This is a genomic window from Thioalkalivibrio sp. ALJ7 (genome assembly GCF_000376865.1).
Classification (GTDB): Bacteria; Pseudomonadota; Gammaproteobacteria; order Ectothiorhodospirales; family Ectothiorhodospiraceae; genus Thioalkalivibrio.
In genome coordinates, this window is sequence record NZ_AQXQ01000012.1 from 705,998 (window position 1) to 725,062 (window position 19,065).

The 19,065-nt window shown below is 65.5% G+C and carries 15 protein-coding genes; 9 read left to right on the forward strand and 6 right to left on the reverse strand.

The annotated features are described in order from the left end of the window. The first annotated feature begins 390 nt into the window (after positions 1 to 390). Positions 391 to 2,169 (forward strand): autotransporter assembly complex family protein, encoded by a 1,779-nt coding sequence (locus D002_RS0111990; RefSeq protein ID WP_051068453.1) that lies wholly within the window; start codon positions 391 to 393, stop codon positions 2,167 to 2,169. Between the two features lie 8 nt (positions 2,170 to 2,177). Further along, entirely contained in the window at positions 2,178 to 6,320 is a 4,143-nt protein-coding gene (locus tag D002_RS0111995; RefSeq protein ID WP_026181696.1) for a translocation/assembly module TamB domain-containing protein, read from the forward strand. A 318-nt stretch (positions 6,321 to 6,638) separates the two neighbouring features. On the opposite strand, the gene D002_RS0112000 is transcribed toward D002_RS0111995, so the two are convergent. From D002_RS0112000 to D002_RS0112020, 5 genes are all read right to left on the reverse strand, one after another. After that, complete coding sequence (locus D002_RS0112000; RefSeq protein ID WP_231362955.1) at positions 6,639 to 7,067, reverse strand: thioredoxin fold domain-containing protein; 429 nt, start codon at positions 7,065 to 7,067, stop codon at positions 6,639 to 6,641. Positions 7,068 to 7,311: 244 nt separating this feature from the next. Then, entirely contained in the window at positions 7,312 to 7,950 is a 639-nt protein-coding gene (locus tag D002_RS0112005) for an OmpA family protein (protein WP_018142171.1), read from the reverse strand. A 445-nt stretch (positions 7,951 to 8,395) separates the two neighbouring features. Next, positions 8,396 to 10,060, reverse strand: coding sequence for a chaperonin GroEL (groL, locus tag D002_RS0112010; RefSeq protein ID WP_018142172.1), 1,665 nt, complete (start codon positions 10,058 to 10,060; stop codon positions 8,396 to 8,398). 49 nt (positions 10,061 to 10,109) lie between these two features. Next, complete coding sequence (groES, locus tag D002_RS0112015) at positions 10,110 to 10,400, reverse strand: co-chaperone GroES (protein ID WP_018142173.1); 291 nt, start codon at positions 10,398 to 10,400, stop codon at positions 10,110 to 10,112. 186 nt (positions 10,401 to 10,586) lie between these two features. Further along, positions 10,587 to 11,069: an FxsA family protein gene (locus D002_RS0112020; RefSeq protein WP_018142174.1), complete on the reverse strand. Its 483-nt coding sequence runs from the start codon at positions 11,067 to 11,069 to the stop codon at positions 10,587 to 10,589. Positions 11,070 to 11,286: 217 nt separating this feature from the next. Between D002_RS0112020 and D002_RS0112025 the strand changes: the two genes are divergently transcribed. From D002_RS0112025 to ubiA, 7 genes are read left to right on the forward strand one after another with little or no spacing between them, the layout of a single operon-like run. Then, positions 11,287 to 11,826, forward strand: a complete 540-nt coding sequence (locus tag D002_RS0112025; protein WP_018142175.1) for a thioredoxin family protein — start codon at positions 11,287 to 11,289, stop codon at positions 11,824 to 11,826. 32 nt (positions 11,827 to 11,858) lie between these two features. Then, positions 11,859 to 13,226, forward strand: coding sequence for a TolC family protein (locus D002_RS0112030; RefSeq protein ID WP_018142176.1), 1,368 nt, complete (start codon positions 11,859 to 11,861; stop codon positions 13,224 to 13,226). A 38-nt stretch (positions 13,227 to 13,264) separates the two neighbouring features. After that, entirely contained in the window at positions 13,265 to 14,059 is a 795-nt protein-coding gene (locus D002_RS0112035; RefSeq protein WP_018142177.1) for an efflux RND transporter periplasmic adaptor subunit, read from the forward strand. A gap of 4 nt (positions 14,060 to 14,063) precedes the next feature. After that, the gene (cutA, locus tag D002_RS0112040) at positions 14,064 to 14,405 is read left to right on the forward strand and encodes a divalent-cation tolerance protein CutA (protein WP_018142178.1); all 342 of its coding nucleotides are present in this window, start codon (positions 14,064 to 14,066) and stop codon (positions 14,403 to 14,405) included. Next, a complete protein-coding gene (gene dsbD / locus D002_RS0112045; RefSeq protein ID WP_018142179.1) occupies positions 14,393 to 16,762 on the forward strand; it encodes a protein-disulfide reductase DsbD in 2,370 nt (789 codons plus the stop codon). The genes cutA and dsbD overlap by 13 nt, the downstream gene beginning before the upstream one ends. Beyond that, positions 16,759 to 17,334: a TlpA disulfide reductase family protein gene (locus D002_RS0112050; RefSeq protein ID WP_026181698.1), complete on the forward strand. Its 576-nt coding sequence runs from the start codon at positions 16,759 to 16,761 to the stop codon at positions 17,332 to 17,334. The genes dsbD and D002_RS0112050 overlap by 4 nt, the downstream gene beginning before the upstream one ends. Positions 17,335 to 17,371: 37 nt before the next feature. Next, positions 17,372 to 18,241: a 4-hydroxybenzoate octaprenyltransferase gene (gene ubiA / locus D002_RS0112055; RefSeq protein ID WP_018142181.1), complete on the forward strand. Its 870-nt coding sequence runs from the start codon at positions 17,372 to 17,374 to the stop codon at positions 18,239 to 18,241. A 34-nt stretch (positions 18,242 to 18,275) separates the two neighbouring features. Here the strand turns inward: ubiA and D002_RS0112060 are convergent, their stop codons facing one another. Then, complete coding sequence (locus D002_RS0112060) at positions 18,276 to 19,058, reverse strand: ComF family protein (RefSeq protein WP_369772094.1); 783 nt, start codon at positions 19,056 to 19,058, stop codon at positions 18,276 to 18,278. Between the last annotated feature and the right edge of the window lie 7 nt (positions 19,059 to 19,065).

Below are 19,065 nucleotides of genomic sequence, written 5' to 3' on the forward strand. Positions count from 1 at the left end.
CCGGCAGCGCCCGGAACTCCCGTGAGTTGACGTGTTCCGATACCCACACCCGCCCCTCAGGGAAACACGGATCAATGTACCCGCTCGCGTTGGCACCCCAGGTTTTCCGAAACAAGGCGCGACGTGCAGCGGGTAGTGGTTGTACCCGCCCGTTTCGGATGAATTCGGGGCGCAACGCAGGATCGGGGAACCTGGGGTGCCAACCCCAAAATCCAATTAACGAAGGGGCTTGCCCACCCGTATTTGACAAAAACGGGCGGTCGCTCGGCGTCGCGGCTCCCTTGTGCGCGGTGACTGCACGGCGGTCACCGTGCCTTGTTCGTACGCATAAGCGACCCGAGCGCGAGCGTGTACATTAACCAGTGCTTCCCTAACCGTTATCATCGTTTCATGGCCCAGCGTCGCGCCCTTGCCACTTATCAGAGCCTGCGGGAAGCGCTAGGCGCGTTCGCCATGGCTTTGTGTCTGGCACTGGCGGGAATCGGCACCGCCAGTGCGGACAACGGCGCCAGCCCCGGCCTGCAGATCGAGGGCGGGACCTCCACCCAGCGCGACAACATCCGTAACAGCATCAATCTGGCGCGCCAGCCCTGCGACCTCCCCCCGTTTCGCGAGCGCCGAGTGTTGCGTGATACCGAGCAACGGGCGGCCAATGCCCTGCGCGCAATCGGCTACTACGACCCCGAGTTGGCGCTGGACTTCGAGCGCGACGAGGACTGCTGGTCCATCCACATCACGCTGGAGCCGGGGCCACCAACCACCGTCGAGCAGGTGGACATTCAAATCACCGGCGCGGGGATCGGCGATCTGGGCTTCGAGGCAGTACTGAGCCAGACCACCATCCGCGAAGGCGACACCCTGCGCCACGATCACTACGAGGCCCTACGCAACCGGATGACGCGGATCGCGGCCGATCGGGGCTATTTCGATGCTGATCTCCACACCCGCCGTATGGAAGTGGATCGCGATGCCCGCACCGCTACCATCCGCCTGCACATGGAGACGGGCGAACGCTACCGCATGGGGCGCGTCCACATCGAACAGGAGTTCCTCTCCGACGCCTTCGTGCAGCGCATGATCCCGTTCGAGGAAGGCGATCCCTACAGTTCCGCACAAATCATCGCCCTGCAGCGCAATCTGAACGACAGCGGCTACTTCGGCGGTGTGCGCGTGCGGCCGGAGCGCGAGGCCGCCGACGGGCTCAACGTCCCGATCCGCGCCGAACTGGAACCGCGCAAACGCCATAGCTACGAGGCGGGTATCGGCTACTCCACCGATATCGGCCCCCGCGTCCGACTTCGTTACGAGCATCGCTATGCGAACCAACTTGGCCACCGCTACCAGGCCGAAATCGAGGCCTCTCCGGTACGCTCCGGCGTCGGGTACAACTACGAAATCCCGCTGCGTGATCCGCTGCGCGAACGCCTGAACCTGTTCACCACCTACCGCACGGAAACGACCGACACGCAGGAGTCCGACCGCTTCCAGATCGGGGCCAACCGTGTCCTCCAACGCAGCGGCGGCTGGCAGACCACGGAAGGCCTGCGCTACGAATACGAGAACTACACCGCAGGCGACGACAGCGGCCGTAGCCGCCTGCTGATCCCGTCCTACCGCATCAGCCGGATGGACGCGGACGACCCGATGACCCCGCGCCGTGGCTACCGCTTCGAGACCACCGTGCAGGGGGCACAGGAAGCGATACTGTCCAGCACCTCCTTCGCCCAGATCCTGGCGAGCGGCAAGGTCGTCCGCGGCATCGGAACCGGTCGGGTGCTGGCCCGCCTGGAGGCCGGATTCACCGAGGTGGATTCGGTCCATGATCTACCCACTTCCCTGCGCTTTTATGCCGGGGGCGACGCCAGCATTCGTGGCTACGGCTACCAAAGGGTGGGACCGCGCAACGAGGACGGCGACGTGATCGGGGGGCGCCACAAGGTAGTGGGCAGCCTCGAATATGACTACCCCGTCGTCGGCAACTGGAGTGCCGCCGCCTTCGTCGACGCCGGCAATGTCGTCAACGAGTGGGACGAGTTCGATCCGGTCTACGGCGTCGGCTTCGGCGTTCGCTGGCGTTCCCCGGTGGGCCCGATCCGCGTGGACCTGGCCCACGGTCCGGATTCGGACGATGACTTCCGCATCCACTTTTCCATGGGTCCGGACCTGTGAAACACCTGCTGCGCATGACGCTGTGGGGACTCTCCACGGTCCTGACCCTGGTGATCATCCTGCTGGGCACCATCGGGGGCTTGCTGACGACCGAATCCGGGACCCGCTGGCTGGTCGAACAGGGCGAGCGCATCGCACCCTTGGAATTACGCATCGACCATGTGGAGGGCACGCTGTTCACCGAGCTCGAGCTGCGCGGGCTGCACCTGGTGGCCCTGCCCGATGGCCCAGTCATCGATCTGGAGCAAGGCCGGATCGGCGTCCGCGCCCGCAGCCTCCTTCGCGGCGAACTGAATGTGCAGCTTCTGGCCGCCTCGGGACTGCGCGTAGACCTGCCCCCAGCGGACCCGGACGAGCCGCCCGCCGAAGAGCCTTTCGCCCTGCCCGAATCGGTTCGCCTGCCTCTGGCCGTGCGGCTTGGCCAGCTCGAGGTGGAAAACGTCGAGATCTTGATGGCCGGTGAACCTCTCACGTCGATCACGCGACTGACGGCCAGCGCGCGCGCCAGCGGCACACAGATTGAGCTCCAGGCCTTCGAGCTGGACATGCCGGAGATCCAGGCGCAGCTGGCGGGCAAGATCGAAGCCGACGACGACTACCCTCTAAACCTGCACGGTCAATGGCAGGCGCCCCTGCCCGCGGACGTCGCCGAGGGCCTGGGCGTCGATACGGCCCGGGGCACGCTGGCCATTACCGGCGCGCTGCTGGAGCGGGTCGCGCTGGAACACGACCTGGACGCCGGCATCCGGCTGCATCTGCAAGCCGGCGCCCGCGAATTGTTCACCGCCCCGGAGCTGGATCTGGTGGCGCGCTGGGAGCCGTTCACCTACCACCTGGACCCGGAGCAGGCACTCGCGGCGGAGGGCGGGCACCTTGACCTGCAGGGCACACCGGACGACTGGGCCCTGACCCTGGAGACGGCGGCGCAGCTGGAACCCTGGCCCCGCGTCACGCTGGCGACCCGAGCACGCGGCAGCCTGGAGGCCCTGGAACTCGAGACCCTGGACCTCGACTCCGAGGCCGGCCGGATCGCGCTCGCAGGGCCGGTGCGCTTCGCTGAAACGCTCGAGTGGGACCTGACGCTGGCGGCCGAGGGCCTGGACCCGAACGCGCTGGGCATGGAACTGGATGCGGGTATCGAACGCCTGCAGGCTCAGCTACAAGGCACGCTACCCCTGACCGACGACACCCCTCCCCTGGCCGCCCTGGAGGCCCGTGCCATCATCGACGAGCTGGCGGGGCACTTCGAGGACCACCCCATCACGGGCGGCTTGAGCGCTCGCTTGGCCGATGGCGAAGCCCATCTGGAAGACACCCGCCTGGCGATCGGCGACCTTGCGCAGCTGGAGCTCACCGGTTGGGCCACGGGCCTCGACGGGGACCTGACGAACCCGGACCACCGCCTGGCTTTCGATGTTGGACTGGCGCTTCAGGTACCCGACCTGGCACGCTTGAACCCGGAGCTGGACGGCGCCCTGGACGAACTCCGACTCGCACTGGAGGGGGATTACACGCCCGCTAGCGGAGCCCTGACCGCGCAGGCGAACCTGGACCCGCTGCGAGCCGACCTGCGCGGAATCGGCATCACCGGTGTTGCACAAGTCGCCATCAACGAACGCGACGGCCGCATCGAACGGTTTCGCCTGACAACCGATGCGGGTGCCCGGCTTTCCCTGAGCGGCGATCTCGACTGGGCGAAAGGGCTCGGCTGGGATCTGGTACTGGAGGCCGAGGGCCTGGACCCGTCGTTGTTCGTCGCCGAAGCCCCCGGCAATCTCGCCCTGGCGCTGGACAGTCGCGGCCAAGTGGATGCCGACGGCACGCCCCGGCTCGAGGCGCACCTGCGACGGCTGGAAGGAACCCTGAGGGACCAAGCCGTATCCGGACAGGGTCAGGTGCATCTGGAAGGCGCGCACCTGACCCTGAACGACCTGCAACTCGCACTTGGCCAAAACACCCTGTCCGCCAGTGGCGACTGGACCGACACCCTGGACTTCAATCTGCGACTGGAGGCCCCAGCGCTCGATCAAGCCTGGCCGGATCTCGCCGGGCGCCTGGAACTCGAGGCCCATGTAACGGGCGAGCCCGAGCGCCCGCGCCTGGCCGCCCGCGGCGATGGGGCGGGCCTACGGTTCGCGGATCTGGCCCTGGAACGACTGGAGCTGGAGGCAAACGCGGGACTAGACGCCACCGCCCCGGCCGAGGTCGATGTGCGCCTGACGGGCCTGGATCTGGCCGATGGGGCACGGGTGGAACGCCTGCGCCTGGACGCCTCCGGGGTGATGGAGGACCACCGCCTGTCGCTGGAGGTCGACGCCGCGGATCTGGGGTCGGTGGACCTTGGGATACAAGGCGGGCTGGACGCCGACGCCTTGCACTGGAGCGGTCGCCTGACCCGACTGGAGCTGGATCAGCCCGCCGCCGGGCCCTGGAAGCTGGCCGCGCCCGTGGCATTGGAAGGGGGACCAGAGTCCGCTCGCCTGGAACGCCTGTGCCTGACACGCGACGACGGCCGCCTGTGCGCGCAAGGACGCTGGAGCGCGGCGGAGGGTGCACAGTTCTCGGCGGACCTGGATGCCGTGGATCTCGCTTGGCTAGAACCCTTCCTGCCCCCGGAACTGTCCATCGCGGGCCAACTGAATGCGGAGGTCAGCGGCCGCCTGGATGCCGAAGGGATCCTGACGGCGGATCTCGACATCCGCCCCAGTGATGGCCATCTGGTGCTACGCGACGAGGAGGGCGATCTGGAAGAGTTCCCCTATCGGGATGTCCGCCTGACCGCCCAGGTGCGGGATCGTGATGTAGATGCCGCCCTGCGTCTGGACTTTCTCGACGGCGGGACGGCCCGCAGTGATATCCAGCTGCGGCCCGAAGGAGACGACCTGCGTCTGGACGGCGACTTCGTCGCCCGACTCGACAACCTCGCCTGGCTGGCCGCCCTGAGCCCGGAAATCGAGCGCCTGCGCGGCGAGCTGGATGCGCGCCTGGTGTTTGGCGGCCGCGTCGACGCCCCGCTGGTGGAGGGTGCGGTCCGGTTCCGTGACGGCGGGGTTCTGATCCCCGAAGCGGGGATTGATGTGGTGATCCCGGAGATCACCGCGGACGTGATCTCCGCCGAGCGCCTCGATCTGTCGGGGCGACTGGAGTCCGGGGATGGGGGTATCGACTTGTCCGGCCAGGTGGACCTGAGTGGCGACGAGCCGCGCGCCGAGATGAACCTGATCGGCGAGGACTTCCTCATCGTGAACCGGGTGGACGCCGAAGCACGCATCACGCCCGACCTGCAACTGGCCTTCACCCCGTCCGACGGCATTCGAGTGCGCGGCGAGGTATTCCTGCCCTGGGCCCGCATACGACCACCGGATTTGCCACCCGGCGCCATCCGCGTCTCCGGTGACGAGATCATTCTGGGGGAGGAGCTCGAGGAGGCACAGGGCCTGAAGACCGATATCCGCATCCGCATCCGCCTCGGTGATGACGTGCGCTTCGATGGCTTCGGCCTGACCGCCCGCTTCGCCGGCGAAGTGGATGTGCAGGAAATCACCGGGCAGCCCACGCAACTCTTCGGCGAGATCACGATCCCCGAGGGCCAGTACAGCGACTACGGCCAGGACCTGCGGGTAGAGCGCGGCAGCCTGGCCTTCCAGGGTCCGGCGGAGACCCCGGAACTCGACCTGCGGGCCGTACGCACCGTACGCGAGTACAACGTGACGGTCGGCCTGGAGATCCGCGGCACGCCGGACAACCTGCGCTCGCGGGTCATCTCCGATCCGCCCATGGACGAGACCGAAGCGATGTCTTACCTGCTGACCGGGCGCCCTCTGTCCGGTGCCTCGCAATCCGACGGCAACATGATTGCCGCCGCGGCGGCGGCCTACGGGCTGGAACAGGGCGCGGTCATTACCGAACGCATCGGTCGCGAACTGGGCCTGGACGAGGTGGAACTGGATACCGAGGGCGGACTGGACGAGAGCGCCCTGACGCTCGGACTCTACCTCTCGCCGCGCCTGCTGCTGCGCTACTCCATCGGGCTATTCGACAACACCTCGAAGGTCCTGCTGCGCTACGAGCTGACCCGCAACCTCAGCGTGGAGACCTCATCGGGCACCACCGAACAGGCGGTGGATCTGATCTACCGCATCGAGCGCTGAGAGCCGGAAGAAAGGCAAAGGCACTTTTCACCACGAAGCACACGAAGCCACGAAGCCACGAAGCCACGAAGCCACGAAGCCACGAAGTATGGCGAGTGCAAAACGGATTGCACCAGGGAGGGAACAGAGGACAGGGAGATTGAGGGGAAGTCCTGTGGGACAACCGCGTGCCGGTTGCTTCCCCGCTTAAAAGAACCGTCATCGCGAGGAGCGAAGCGACGTGGCGATCTCCCGATGCGCCCCAAGCTGTGTGCAGGGACTAGGCCCGGCAGTCGTGGCGGCCCTTTCCGAGAATCAAACCTCGATCGGATTCAGCAATTAGCTGGGAGTATCGCGGCTGCCGTTACGCGCCGCGTCGATGCGTACGCGAATCTGGCTGCGGTAGAGCTGTTCGTTGGGGATCCCCACTAGCGGGCGCCCCACCGGCTGGCCTTCGGCGTCGAAGGCCATGATGGTCGGCACCACTCGCACGCCGTAGGCCCGGCCCAGTTCGTTCCCCCGCATGGTTTCACCATCGAAGTCGCGTACTTCATCGCGATCCAGCATCACCTTGCGAATATTCACGCCCTCGAAGTCCGGATCCTCGGCCATCGGCCCGAGGAAGCGCTGCTCGGCGCGATCGCAGTACGGGCAGCTGCGCGAAGCGAACATGATCACCGTCGCTTTGCCATCACCATTGGCGGCCAAGGACTGGAGATCCGTGACCCGTTCAACCTGGCCGGCCGCTGCGGTGGCGGCGAAGATCATGCCCACCACGCCTCCCACAACCCATCCCAGGGCCGTGGCCAGAGCGTTGCGCGACGGTTGAGCGTTCGGAATCATTCGCATGACGGTTTCTCCAGAATTTGGAACCAGTCTAGGGGGCATACATTAACCGCTGCTTAACCGCTTCCCAGAGGCTACGCACGCACAAAAAAGGCCCCGCCGAAGCGGGGCCCTGGGTTCCGGACCGCCGGTACAAGACCGATGGCCGGCTACCGACGAGTGGACCTTAGTCGGCGCGCTTGCGCACGTCGGAGGTCACTTCCACGCGACGGTTGGCCTCACGGCCTTCCTGGGTGGAGTTGTCGGCGGTCGGGCGGTCTTCGCCGTAGCCGACGGTGCGGATGTCGCTTTCACGCACGCCTTCGCTGGCCAGGAAGTCGGAGACAGCCTGGGCACGACGCTCGGACAGGCCCTGGTTGTAGTCGGCCGGGCCGATGGTGCAGGTGTGACCTTCGACCAGCACCGAGCTGTACTCGGCATCGTCGGCGGTCAGGCTGCGGGCCAGGTCACGCAGGGCGGAACGGCCTTCGGAGCGCAGTTCAGCGCTGTCGAAGTCGAACAGGGCCTGGGCGCTCAGCGTGGTGGTGGTGAATTCCGGCTCCGGCTCCGGCTCCGGCTCTGCAGCCGGCTCGGGCGCAGGGGCCTCGGCGGTTTCCACGTAGCCCGCGCAATGCGGGAACTTCACGTTTTCCGGGGTCCAGGAGCGGGTACGTACGCACTCGCCAGAGCGATCCACAACCACCTTGCCACTGCGGTCGGTGACGTTCGCCGCCGGCGGTTCCTGCGCGACTACCTGACCGGCAGCACCCAGCACCAGCGAGGCCACGGACGCGGCCAGAAGATTCTTAACCAGCTTATGATTCATTGCATAGCCTCCTTGAAATGACAATCGACATCGGACCCGGGATTCCGCCGCGCGGGATGGTATTTCGCACAACGACCGAAAACCAAAGCAGCGAGCTCCATGCTCCAAGCCCTCTACAGTACCACTGATAGTGGCACACACTTTCGGGTTTTGCACGCAATAGAGTGCAATTTTTGTGTCAGCATCACAACGCTGTCACATGCCGCAAACCATCGCAGATCCAGGCACTTCGGATTGGCTGTCCCCAGATTGCAACAGCCGAGCCCGCGATCCGCACGGTGCGCCCCAAAAAAGTGTCCACTGGAAGACACACACGATGAGCGAGGGTTCCACCCACCGGTGCCGGGCGGCATCGCCCCGCTACGCGACAAAACGGGTTCCGAACAAAAAGACCCCGCCGTAGCGGGGTCCCGGGGTACATCAGGGATGTACGGGGTACGACGGCTTACATCATGCCGCCCATGCCTCCCATACCGCCCATGCCACCCATGCCACCCATGTCGTCGCCACCGGCGCCGCCACCGTCATCCTTCTTCGGGATGTCGGCGATCATGGCTTCGGTGGTGATCAGCAGGGCCGCGACCGATGCGGCGTTCTGCAGCGCGGAACGGGTCACCTTGGTCGGATCCAGGATGCCCATGTCGATCATGTCGCCAAACTCGCCACTGGCGGCGTTGTAGCCGTAGTTGCCCTTGCCTTCCAGGACCTGGTTCAGGACCACGGACGGCTCGTCACCGGAGTTGTAGACGATCTGGCGCAGCGGCTCTTCCATCGCACGACGGCAGATGTTGATGCCGGCAGTCTGCTCTTCGTTTTCGCCCTTGAGCTTGGTGATCGCGGCGCAGGCACGCAGCAGGGCCACGCCACCACCGGGGACCACACCTTCTTCCACCGCCGCACGCGTGGCGTGCAGGGCGTCTTCGACGCGGGCCTTCTTCTCTTTCATTTCGACTTCGGTCGCGGCGCCAACCTTGATCACCGCAACACCGCCGGCCAGCTTGGCCACGCGCTCCTGCAGCTTTTCCTTGTCGTAGTCGGAGGTCGCTTCCTCGATCTGCGCACGGATCTGGTCAACACGGCCCTTGATGTCCTTGTTGGTACCCATGCCGTCGATGATGGTGGTGTTTTCCTTGGTCACCTGCACCTTCTTGGCGCGGCCCAGGTCTTCCACCGTGGTCTTCTCGAGCGACAGGCCGACTTCTTCGGAGATCACCTGACCACCGGTCAGCACAGCGATGTCCTGCAGCATGGCCTTGCGGCGGTCACCGAAGCCTGGAGCCTTCACGGCGGCAACCTTGACGATGCCACGCATGGAGTTGACCACCAGAGTCGCCAGGGCTTCGCCCTCAATGTCTTCGGCGATGATCAGCAGCGGCTTGTTGGCCTTGGCCACGCCTTCCAGGATCGGCAGCAGGTCGCGGATGTTCGCGATCTTCTTGTCGAACAGCAGGATGTAGGCATCCTCCAGCTCGGCACTCATGTTCTGCTGGTTGTTGATGAAGTAAGGCGAGAGGTAGCCGCGATCGAACTGCATGCCTTCCACGACATCCAGCTCATTTTCCAGCGAGGAGCCTTCCTCGACGGTGATCACGCCTTCCTTGCCGACCTTGTCCATCGCATCGGCAATGATCTCGCCAATCGCGGTGTCGGAGTTGGCGGAGATCGAGCCCACCTGGGCGATCGCCTTGTGCTCGGTGCACGGCTTGGAGAGCTTCTTCAGCTCTTCGGTCGCCGACTTCACGGCCTTGTCGATCCCGCGCTTGAGATCCATCGGGTTCATGCCGGCGGTCACGGCCTTCATGCCTTCGCGGACGATGGACTGGGCCAGCACGGTCGCGGTGGTGGTGCCGTCACCGGCCGCGTCGGAGGTCTGCGAGGAGACTTCCTTGACCAGCTGCGCGCCCATGTTCTCGAACTTGTCTTCCAGTTCGATTTCCTTGGCCACGGACACACCGTCCTTGGTCACGGTCGGGGCGCCGAAGGCCTTGTCCAGGACCACATTGCGGCCCTTCGGACCCAGGGTGACCTTCACGGCGTTGGCCAGGGTGTTCACACCCTTGGCCATGCGGGTACGGGCATCGGTACCAAAGCGTACTTCTTTAGCGCTCATGATTCGTTCTACTCCTGAAAATTCGTGTTAAACGGACGCGTTCGGGGCTTCAGCCCTCGATGACGGCCATGATGTCGTCTTCGCGCATCACCAGGACTTCGTCGCCATCGACCTTGACCTCGGTGCCGGAATACTTGCCGAACAGGACCTTGTCGCCGGCCTTCACGTCCAGAGGACGGGCCTCGCCGTTGTCCAGAATCTTGCCGTTGCCTACAGCGACCACCTCGCCACGGACCGGCTTCTCGGCCGCTGAATCCGGGATCACGATGCCGCCGGGGGTGGTGCGCTCTTCTTCCATACGCTTCACGATGACTCGATCGTGCAAAGGCCGCAGGTTCATGGTGCGAACTCCTTATTAAAGTGTCTTCAACAGGAAAATTGGTTTGTCGGGCAGATGCCCTGTTAGCACCCACCCCTGACGAGTGCTAATAATAGGGGCGCGCAAAGGCGAGTCAAGGGCGTGCGTTACAAATATTTGCGGCGCGGGCTCTCGGTGGTGTCGAGGAAGGGGCCGATCGGGACGGAATCAGCGGCGGTCATCGTGATCCAACCGGTCGTCTGGCGACTCGCGGCCTTCATCGTGGTGCCGGAACTCGCCCTCAATCGTGTCACTGTGCTGCCCGCCACCGGGACCTCCAGTCCGTGCCCGCACCATGCCGCGACGCAGGATGCCGTTCGCGGCCCAGCGCCGCAGCGGCGGTACCAGCAACACGAAGCCGGCGGCATCGGTGAAGAACCCCGGTAACAGCAGCAACACGGCGGCCGACATCAACAGCCAACCTTCGACCAGCCCTCGCGCCGGAACCTCGCCGCGGGCCAGACTTTGCTGCAGCCGCCGCCAGTGGTAGAAACCCTGAAGCCGGAACAGCAACAACCCGGTCGCGGCCGTGATGATGACCAGTGCCACCGTCATCAGGGCCCCGACGGCGTCGCCCACCCAGGCGAAACCGAAGATCTCAAGCAGCACCAGGCCAAGAAAGACGAAGAGAGGAAAGAGAGGGTTACGCATCAAGGGGGTTCCGGAGATCAGGCCCATTCATTGGAACATGCACCTCGAGTGGTGTCGATTGGAACCCTAATGATGCAATAGCACTCCAACATTGCGACCATTAGGAAACGCAGGAAAGGCTCACCCAGTTTTCCTTGCGGCCCAAAGGGAATTAAGCCAACCTCCTGCCCGTCATTGGTGCATACGGCTATCGACATATTCCGGAGAGTGATCAACCATGCTGCGCAACCCGATCCTGCTATTGGCCCTGCTGGCTTTACTTGTTCCCGCCCTGGCCACCGCCGCGGTGGAAGATCCCCGCGACCCGGAACACCACTTCTTTGACCCGACCTTCGGCGAGTTCCCGGAAGAACTGGAAGAAGCCCGCGCGGCCGGCAAGAAGGGCATCCTGATCTTCTTCGAAATGGCCGACTGCCCCTTTTGCCACCGCATGAAGAACCAGGTGTTGAACCAGCCCGAGGTCCAGGAATACTTTAGCGAACACTTCCTGGTATTCAGCGTTGACGTCGAAGGCTCCATTGAGATCGTGACCTTCGACGGCGAAACCAAGACCCAGAGGGAGTGGGCCACTCGTGACTACCGGGTACGCGCCACGCCCGTGTTCCAGTTCTTCGACCTGGACGGCGAACCCATTGCGCGCTTCACCGGCGCGACCCGCGACACCCGGGAATTCCTGCAGTTGGGGGAGTTCGTAGCCGACGGGCACTATAAGGATCAGAATTTCACCCGCTTCAAGCGCGAGCAAGACGGGCGTTAGCCCCTCTCCACCCCCCCGAGGATCGACGCTCCATGCCGCCGATGCACTTTCGCTCGTCTCGCGCCCGCCGCGGGCCTCTTGGCTGCCTGCTGCTCGCGGGACTGATCTTGTGGCCCCTGGCCGGGCCGGCAAGTGCGCAGGATTCGACCTCTGAACTCGGGCCATTGCCCAACCCGATGCGCGTGGGCGATGCCCTCGAACGCGTCGACGCCCTGCACCCCACCGTACGTCGGGCGCGGGCCGAACGCGAACAGGCCCGCGCCGCGCTCGAGGCCACCCGCGCCGAGCGCGACGTCACCGTGAATGCCCGGCTGGAGGCACGCTGGATCGAGCCCAACGATCTGGTTGCGGATCGCAGCCGAGATGATTCCCGCGCCTCCATCGTCGCGCGCAAGCTGCTGAGCGATTTCGGCCAGTCCCATGCCCGCGAATCCGCCAGCGAACAGCGTCTCGAGGCGGCGCTGCGGCAAGAAGAACTGGCCCATGCGCGCCACCGCATCCACGTCCTTGAGCGCTATTTCGACGTCCTGCTCGCCGATCTGGCCTTCGCCCGCGACACCGAGGCAATGGCCGCGGCCTACGTCTCCAAGGAACGCGCCGAGGAACGCAATCAACGCGGCCAGGTCTCGGATATCGAGGTCTTCCGCCTGGAATCCGAGTATCAGACCCTGCGCGTTCAGCGCACCCGCGCCCTGCAAAACCAGGAACGCACCCGAGCCGCACTGGCCGAGGCCCTTAACCGCCCGGATCGACGCGTGCGAACCGTACTGGCGCCCGCGCTACCCCTGGAGCTGCCCGAGCTTCCCGGGCTGGACGCCCTGATCGCCGAGCTCGACAACACCAGCCCGCGGCTGATGGCCGAACGGCGGCACGTCGAGGCGGCTACCCGCGAAGTCGCCGCCTCCCGCGCGCAGCGCCGCCCACGTCTGTACGCCGAGGCCGAATCCGGCTGGTGGAGCCGCGACCTCGGCGGCAGTGATCGCAACCCTTTCGCCGCGGGCCTGGTCCTCGAAATCCCGCTGTACGAAGGACGGCGCCAAGACGGCCGGGTCGGCCAGGCGGTTGCCGCACGGCACCGGGCCGAGGCCGAACTGGGCCAGGCGCGCATTGAAGCCCGCAACCGCCTGCGCGAACTTCACGACGAGATCCGCGCACTGCGCATCCAGCGCGACGAGGCCACCTGGCGCATGGATTACCGCGAGTTGTACATTGACCGCGCCCGCTACCTGTACGACATCGAAGACCAGGCCGACCTGGGTGACTCGATGGTCCAGCAAAGCGCGGCCGCGCATTTCAATGCGAGTACCGAATTCCAACTAGCCCTGGCCTACGAACGCCTCGCCCTGCTGACCGGTCGTGACGAGCTGAGCCCGTTCCGCGCCAACGACGAGAACCCTTGAGCCGCCGGCCCTCCGGCGACCAAACGGGAGACCTGCCCATGCCCCGCGCCTTTCACACGCTTTCCCTGCTGACCACCGGTGGCCTGCTGGCCCTGCTGGCTCTGGCACCCACGCCCGTGCTGGCGGAGGAAGGCTTCGCCGCCCAGCTCGACTGGGGTGAGCGCTACCGCATCACGGCCCCGGTTGCCGGGCGCATTGAGGCGGTGGAGATCCGTCCCGGCGACCCGGTCGCCGCCGAGGACGTCCTGTTCCGGCTGGATACCCGCCGCACCGATGCCGATCTGCGCGCGGCCCGAGCCAACATCGAGCGCCTGCAAATGGAGCTGGACGAAGCCGAACGCGAGCGCGACAAGGCACAGGATCTCTACGACCAAACCCTGATCGCCGCCCGCGAGCTGGAATTGGCGCGGATCGACTACGCGACATCCGCCGCCCGTCTGGCGGAGGCCCGCGCGCAGCGCGACCGCATCCGCGCCGACCTCGAAGATGCCACCATCCGCGCCCCGGCGAGCGGGCGCGTGGTCCGGGTCGAGGCCAATGCCGGGCAGTATGTGAATCCGGCGATGTTCCCGCCGGTGCTGGCGACCCTGGGCACCACCGATCCGATGCGCGCCATTGGGATCGTGCCAGCCGCCACCGCGGCCACACTGGAACCCGGGGAGACCGTCACGGTCGTAGTCGGCGATCAGCGCCTCTCCGGTACGATCGCGGCCGTGGGCTGGGAGCCAACCGGTGAAGAGCCGGAACGCGGCTACCGCGTCGAGGTGGAGTTCTCGCCGGAAGACACGGCCCTGCGCCCGGGTCAGAATGCACAGATCGAACGGCAGCGCTAAACCCATGAGTACGCCTTCTTCCGAGGCCAGCGCCAGCGCCTGGCTGGTGATCACCACCCTGGACGAGCCCGCCGCGGCAGACGCCCTGGCGGGCACCCTGGTCGAGCAAGGCCTGGCCGCCTGCGTGCACATCCTGCCGCCGGGCCGCTCGGTCTACGCCTGGAAAGGGAATATCGAGATCGATTCCGAGGTCACACTGTTAATCAAGACCTCGCCAGCGCGCCTGGACGAACTCCAGACGCGGCTGGCGGACCAACACCCCTACGAGACGCCCGAGATCATCGCGCTGCCGATTGAGCACGGACTCCCTGATTACCTGGACTGGATAACGCAATGCACCTCATGAACCCGCGCACCTGGCTGGCGAGTCTGCTACTCGCCCTGATGCTGCTCCCGACTCTGGCCCAGGCCATCTTCGAGGATGACCTGCTGGATCCGGATGACGCCTTCGCCCTGAGCGCCGAGGCCATCGATGCCGATACCGTCCGACTCACCTGGGACATCGCGGATGAGTACTACATGTACCGCGAACAGTTCGAGTTCGAGCCCGAGAGCGACGGCCTGGAGCTGGGCGAAGCCCGGATCCCGGACGGCGAGATCAAGGAGGACGAGTTCTTCGGGCGCGTCGAGACCTATCGAGGACAGGTGCAGGTTGAACTGCCGATCAAGGCGGCCGAGAGCACCACGATTGAGCTGACGGCCCGCTCCCAGGGCTGCGCAGATCTCGGGGTTTGCTATCCCCCGCACTTCCAGACCGTCTCCATTGAGCTGCCGGGCCTGCCGGGTGGCAATGGCGAGGCCGCCGAAGAGGACGAGGCCCGGGACGAAGACGATGAAACCGAGGAAGGCAGCGCTCTGGACGAACTCGGCGGCCTTTCCGGCGATCTCGGCGCGACCGACGACCTGCTGGAGCCGGAACAGGCGTTCGCCGCCTCGTTGGAGGCGATCAGCCAGAACGCAGTGATCCTGCGCTTCGACATCGCGGAGGACTACTACCTCTATCGCGACCAGCTGGATGTCCGCATCGCCGAAGGCGACGGCATTGAGTTGGGGCCGGTGAATCCGCCGGAAGGCGAGCTTCATGAAGACGAGTTCTTCGGCGAAACCGCAATCTACCGCGACCAGGTCGAGATCCTGGTGCCGGTGCTGCGCGACGAGGATGACGTCTCCGAAATCACCCTGGCGATCGATTACCAGGGCTGCTGGGACGGAGGTGTGTGCTATCCGCCGCTGACCCAGGAGGTCTCGGTCAGCTTCGACTCCGACCTGGCGACCGAAGTCGACGAGGACGCCCTGCCGGAGACCGGCGACGAATCGCTGGACGAAATCGAGACCACCGCGGCCCCCACCGAGGAGGACGACGACGCCGCGGCCCCGGTCACGCAGCAGGATCGCATCGCGGCCCAGCTGGCGGACGGCCAAATCTGGCTCGTGGCCCTGGCCTTCTTCGGCTTCGGGTTGCTGCTGACCTTTACCCCCTGCGTGTTCCCGATGATCCCGATCCTGTCGAATATCATCATCGGGCAGAAGAACCTGACCACGCGCAAGGCGTTCCTGATCTCGCTGGTGTTTGTGCTCGCGATGGCGCTGACCTACACCATCGCCGGCGTGTTCGCCGGCCTGGCGGGCGCCAACTTGCAGGCGGCGTTCCAGAACCCCTGGATCATCGGCACCTTCGTGGCGATCTTCATCGCGCTCGCGATGTCGATGTTCGGCTTCTACGAGCTACAGATGCCGGCGAGCGTGCAGAGCAAGCTGTCGCAGATCAGCAACCGCCAGGAAGGCGGCACCTACGTCGGCGCCGGGATCATGGGCTTCCTCTCTGCCCTGATCGTCGGCCCCTGTGTGACGGCACCGTTGATCGGGGCGCTGCTCTACATCAGCCATACCGGTGATGCCGTGCTGGGCGGGATCGCGCTGTTTGCCCTGAGCATGGGCATGGGCGCCCCGCTGCTGGCGATCGGCACCTCGGCCGGACGCCTGCTGCCAAAGGCCGGACCGTGGATGGATACCATCAAGGCGGTGTTCGGGGTCGGCCTGCTGGGTATTGGCATCTGGCTGCTCGAACGGGTCATCCCGGGCGAGGTGGCCATGTTCCTTTGGGCCATCCTCCTGATCGTGACCGCCGTCTACATGGGCGCACTGCGCACCCTGCCGGAGGGCAGTTCCGGCTGGTACAGCCTGTGGAAGGGGTTGGGCGTGGTGATCCTGATCTACGGCGTGCTGCTGATGCTGGGCGCGGCCACCGGCGGCAAGGACGTCTTCCGCCCACTGGCCACGTTCAATCAGCCGAGCGTCTCGGCCACTGGCGAACAGGCGGGTCCGACGGAGATGGAGTTCACCTACGTCGACAGCCTGGAGGATGTAGAGCGCGAGGTCGCCCGAGCCGGCGAGAACGGACAGCCGGTGTTCCTCGACTTCTACGCCGACTGGTGCGTGGACTGCGTGCGCCTGGACCGCACGACCTTTCAGGATCAACGCGTAATCAACGCCATGGCCAACGTGCATCTGATCAAGGCCGATGTCACGGACAACACCTCCGAGCATCGCAACCTGATGCGTCACTTCAACCTGTTCGGGCCGCCAGCGATGATCTTCTGGGATACCGACGGCAACGAGCTGCGTAACTACCGCAATGTCGGCTACCTGAACGCCGACCGCTTCCTGGCCCACGTCGAAAGCGCCATCGGGGTGACCCCATGAAACATCGCTGGAACCGAGCCGCTGGCTTGGCCATCGCCGCGGCCAGCGCCTTCGCCCTGGCGGCCTGTGGCGACCCCGAACCCGAAATGGATACCGGAGCCGAGACCGCAGCCAATAACAATGGGGCCACCGAGGTCGCCGCGGAGGAGGCCCAAGGGGCCCAGCGGATCGACTTTACGCTGCCGGATCTCGAGGGGAACGACCGCCAGCTCAGCGAGTGGGATGGCGATTTGATCGTCCTGAATTTTTGGGCGACCTGGTGTCCGCCCTGCAAGAAGGAGATGCCGCTGTTCCAGGACACCTTTGAAGCACACAAGGAAGACGGCTTCACCATCGTCGCGGTCGCGGTGGACGAACAGACGGCAACCCAGCACTTTGTCGACGACTTCGGGATCGAGTTCCCGATCCTGATCGGCCAGGACGAGGCCGTCGCAGTTGGACGCGAATACGGCAACCGCATCGGCGCCTTGCCCTACACCGTCCTGATCGCCCGCGACGGGACCATCCTCGACACCCATCGCGGCGAGGTCGAACCGGAAGACCTGGACGCCTGGCTGGACGCTCACCTGTAGGGAGACGCTGATCCAATCAGTGTCTCCCTAAGCCGCCATGACCGAACGCGAACGCCTTTGGGAACTTGCCCGCCTGATCCGACTGGATCGCCCGGTGGGCATCTACCTGTTGCTGTGGCCGGCCTTCTGGGCCCTGTGGGTGGCGGCCGAGGGCTGGCCGCCCGGCTACCTGATCTTCATCTTCGCCGCTGGCGTGATCCTGATGCGTTCGGCTGGCTGCGCCATCAATGACTACGCCGACCGCGACTTCGACGGCCATGTGGCGCGCACCCGCGACCGGCCGCTGGCAATCGGCACCATCACCCCGCGCGAGGCGCTGGGCACCTTCGTAGCGCTCAGTGTGGTCGCCTTTGTGCTGGTGCTGTTTACCAATGTCCTGACCATTCTGTATTCCCTGGTGGCGGTGGCGCTGGCGGGCACCTACCCCTTCTCCAAACGTTTCCACCACTTCCCGCAGGTCCACCTGGGTGCGGCCTTTGCCTGGGCCGTGCCTATGGCCTTCACCGCCGTCACCGGAGAACACCCGCCACCCGTGGCCTGGCTGCTGTTCGTCACCGTACTGGCCTGGACCGTGGTCTACGACACCTTTTACGGCATGGTGGACCGCGAAGACGACTTGAAGATCGGGGTGAAATCGACGGCCATCGCCTTCGGCGAACTCGATCGACTGATCACCGGCGGGCTGCAAGTGCTGGTCTGGCTGGGGCTTTACCTCGTTGGCGAACACGCCGGATTCGGCGGGTATTACACCGCCGGCCTGGTCATCGTCGCGATCCTGATGTTCTACCAGCAGTTCCTGATCTTCGAACGCGAGCCATCCGACTGCCTGCGTGCCTTCAAGAACAATCACTACCTGGGGGTCGTGGTTCTGCTGGCGATGATTGCCGACCACCACCTGGGCGCCTGATCCCCAGGGAAACGCTGATTGAATCGCACGTCCCTCAGGCACGCGCGAGGACCAGGCCCTCAACGCGCACGGCACCGGCCCGGCGCAGCACACCGGACAGCGCAGACAGCGTCGCACCGGTGGTCGCCACATCGTCCACCACCAGCACATGCCGTCCCGCGAGATCATCGCCTTCCCAGGCGAACGCCCCCTTCACGTTATTCCGGCGCGCCTTGCGCCCCAGTGTCTGCTGCGAATCGGTCGCCCGGATTCGCCGCAACCCGCGCGCCTCCAGCGGCACCTCCATACACGCCGCCACCTGCCGCGCCAGGTAATCCGCCTGATTGAAGCCCCGCTCGCGCAACCGCTTACTATGCAGCGGCACCGGCAGGACGAGATCGGGCAGACCGTGACCTTGCTGCACCAGGCGCTGTGCCATCTGCTCCGCCAGTGCCGCCAATATTCGCTCGGCACGTGCGTTCGCGCCGTTCTTGTAGGCAAGAATCAACTGATCCAGGGGCCAGGCATAGACCCAGCCGGCATGCAGCGCGTCCAGAACCGGGGTCTTGCGGACACAGGACGGACAAACCCCGGCGATGGGCAGGGGCAACGCACAGGTTGGGCAGGGATGCTCCAGCGGCGGCAGGTCCGCGCGGCACCCGGCGCAGATCGCCTGGCCGGGCGCCAGGCAAAGACCGCAATGGGTCGGATACAGAACCTCACCCAGCCACTCGGTCCACGCCACCGCCCGCGCCGGCCAACGCAGGCCCGCGGCGGGCATGAAGAAGGGGTTCGATGAAGGGTCCCGGGCCATAATGCTATGCTTCGCCTTTTGCATGCAGGGT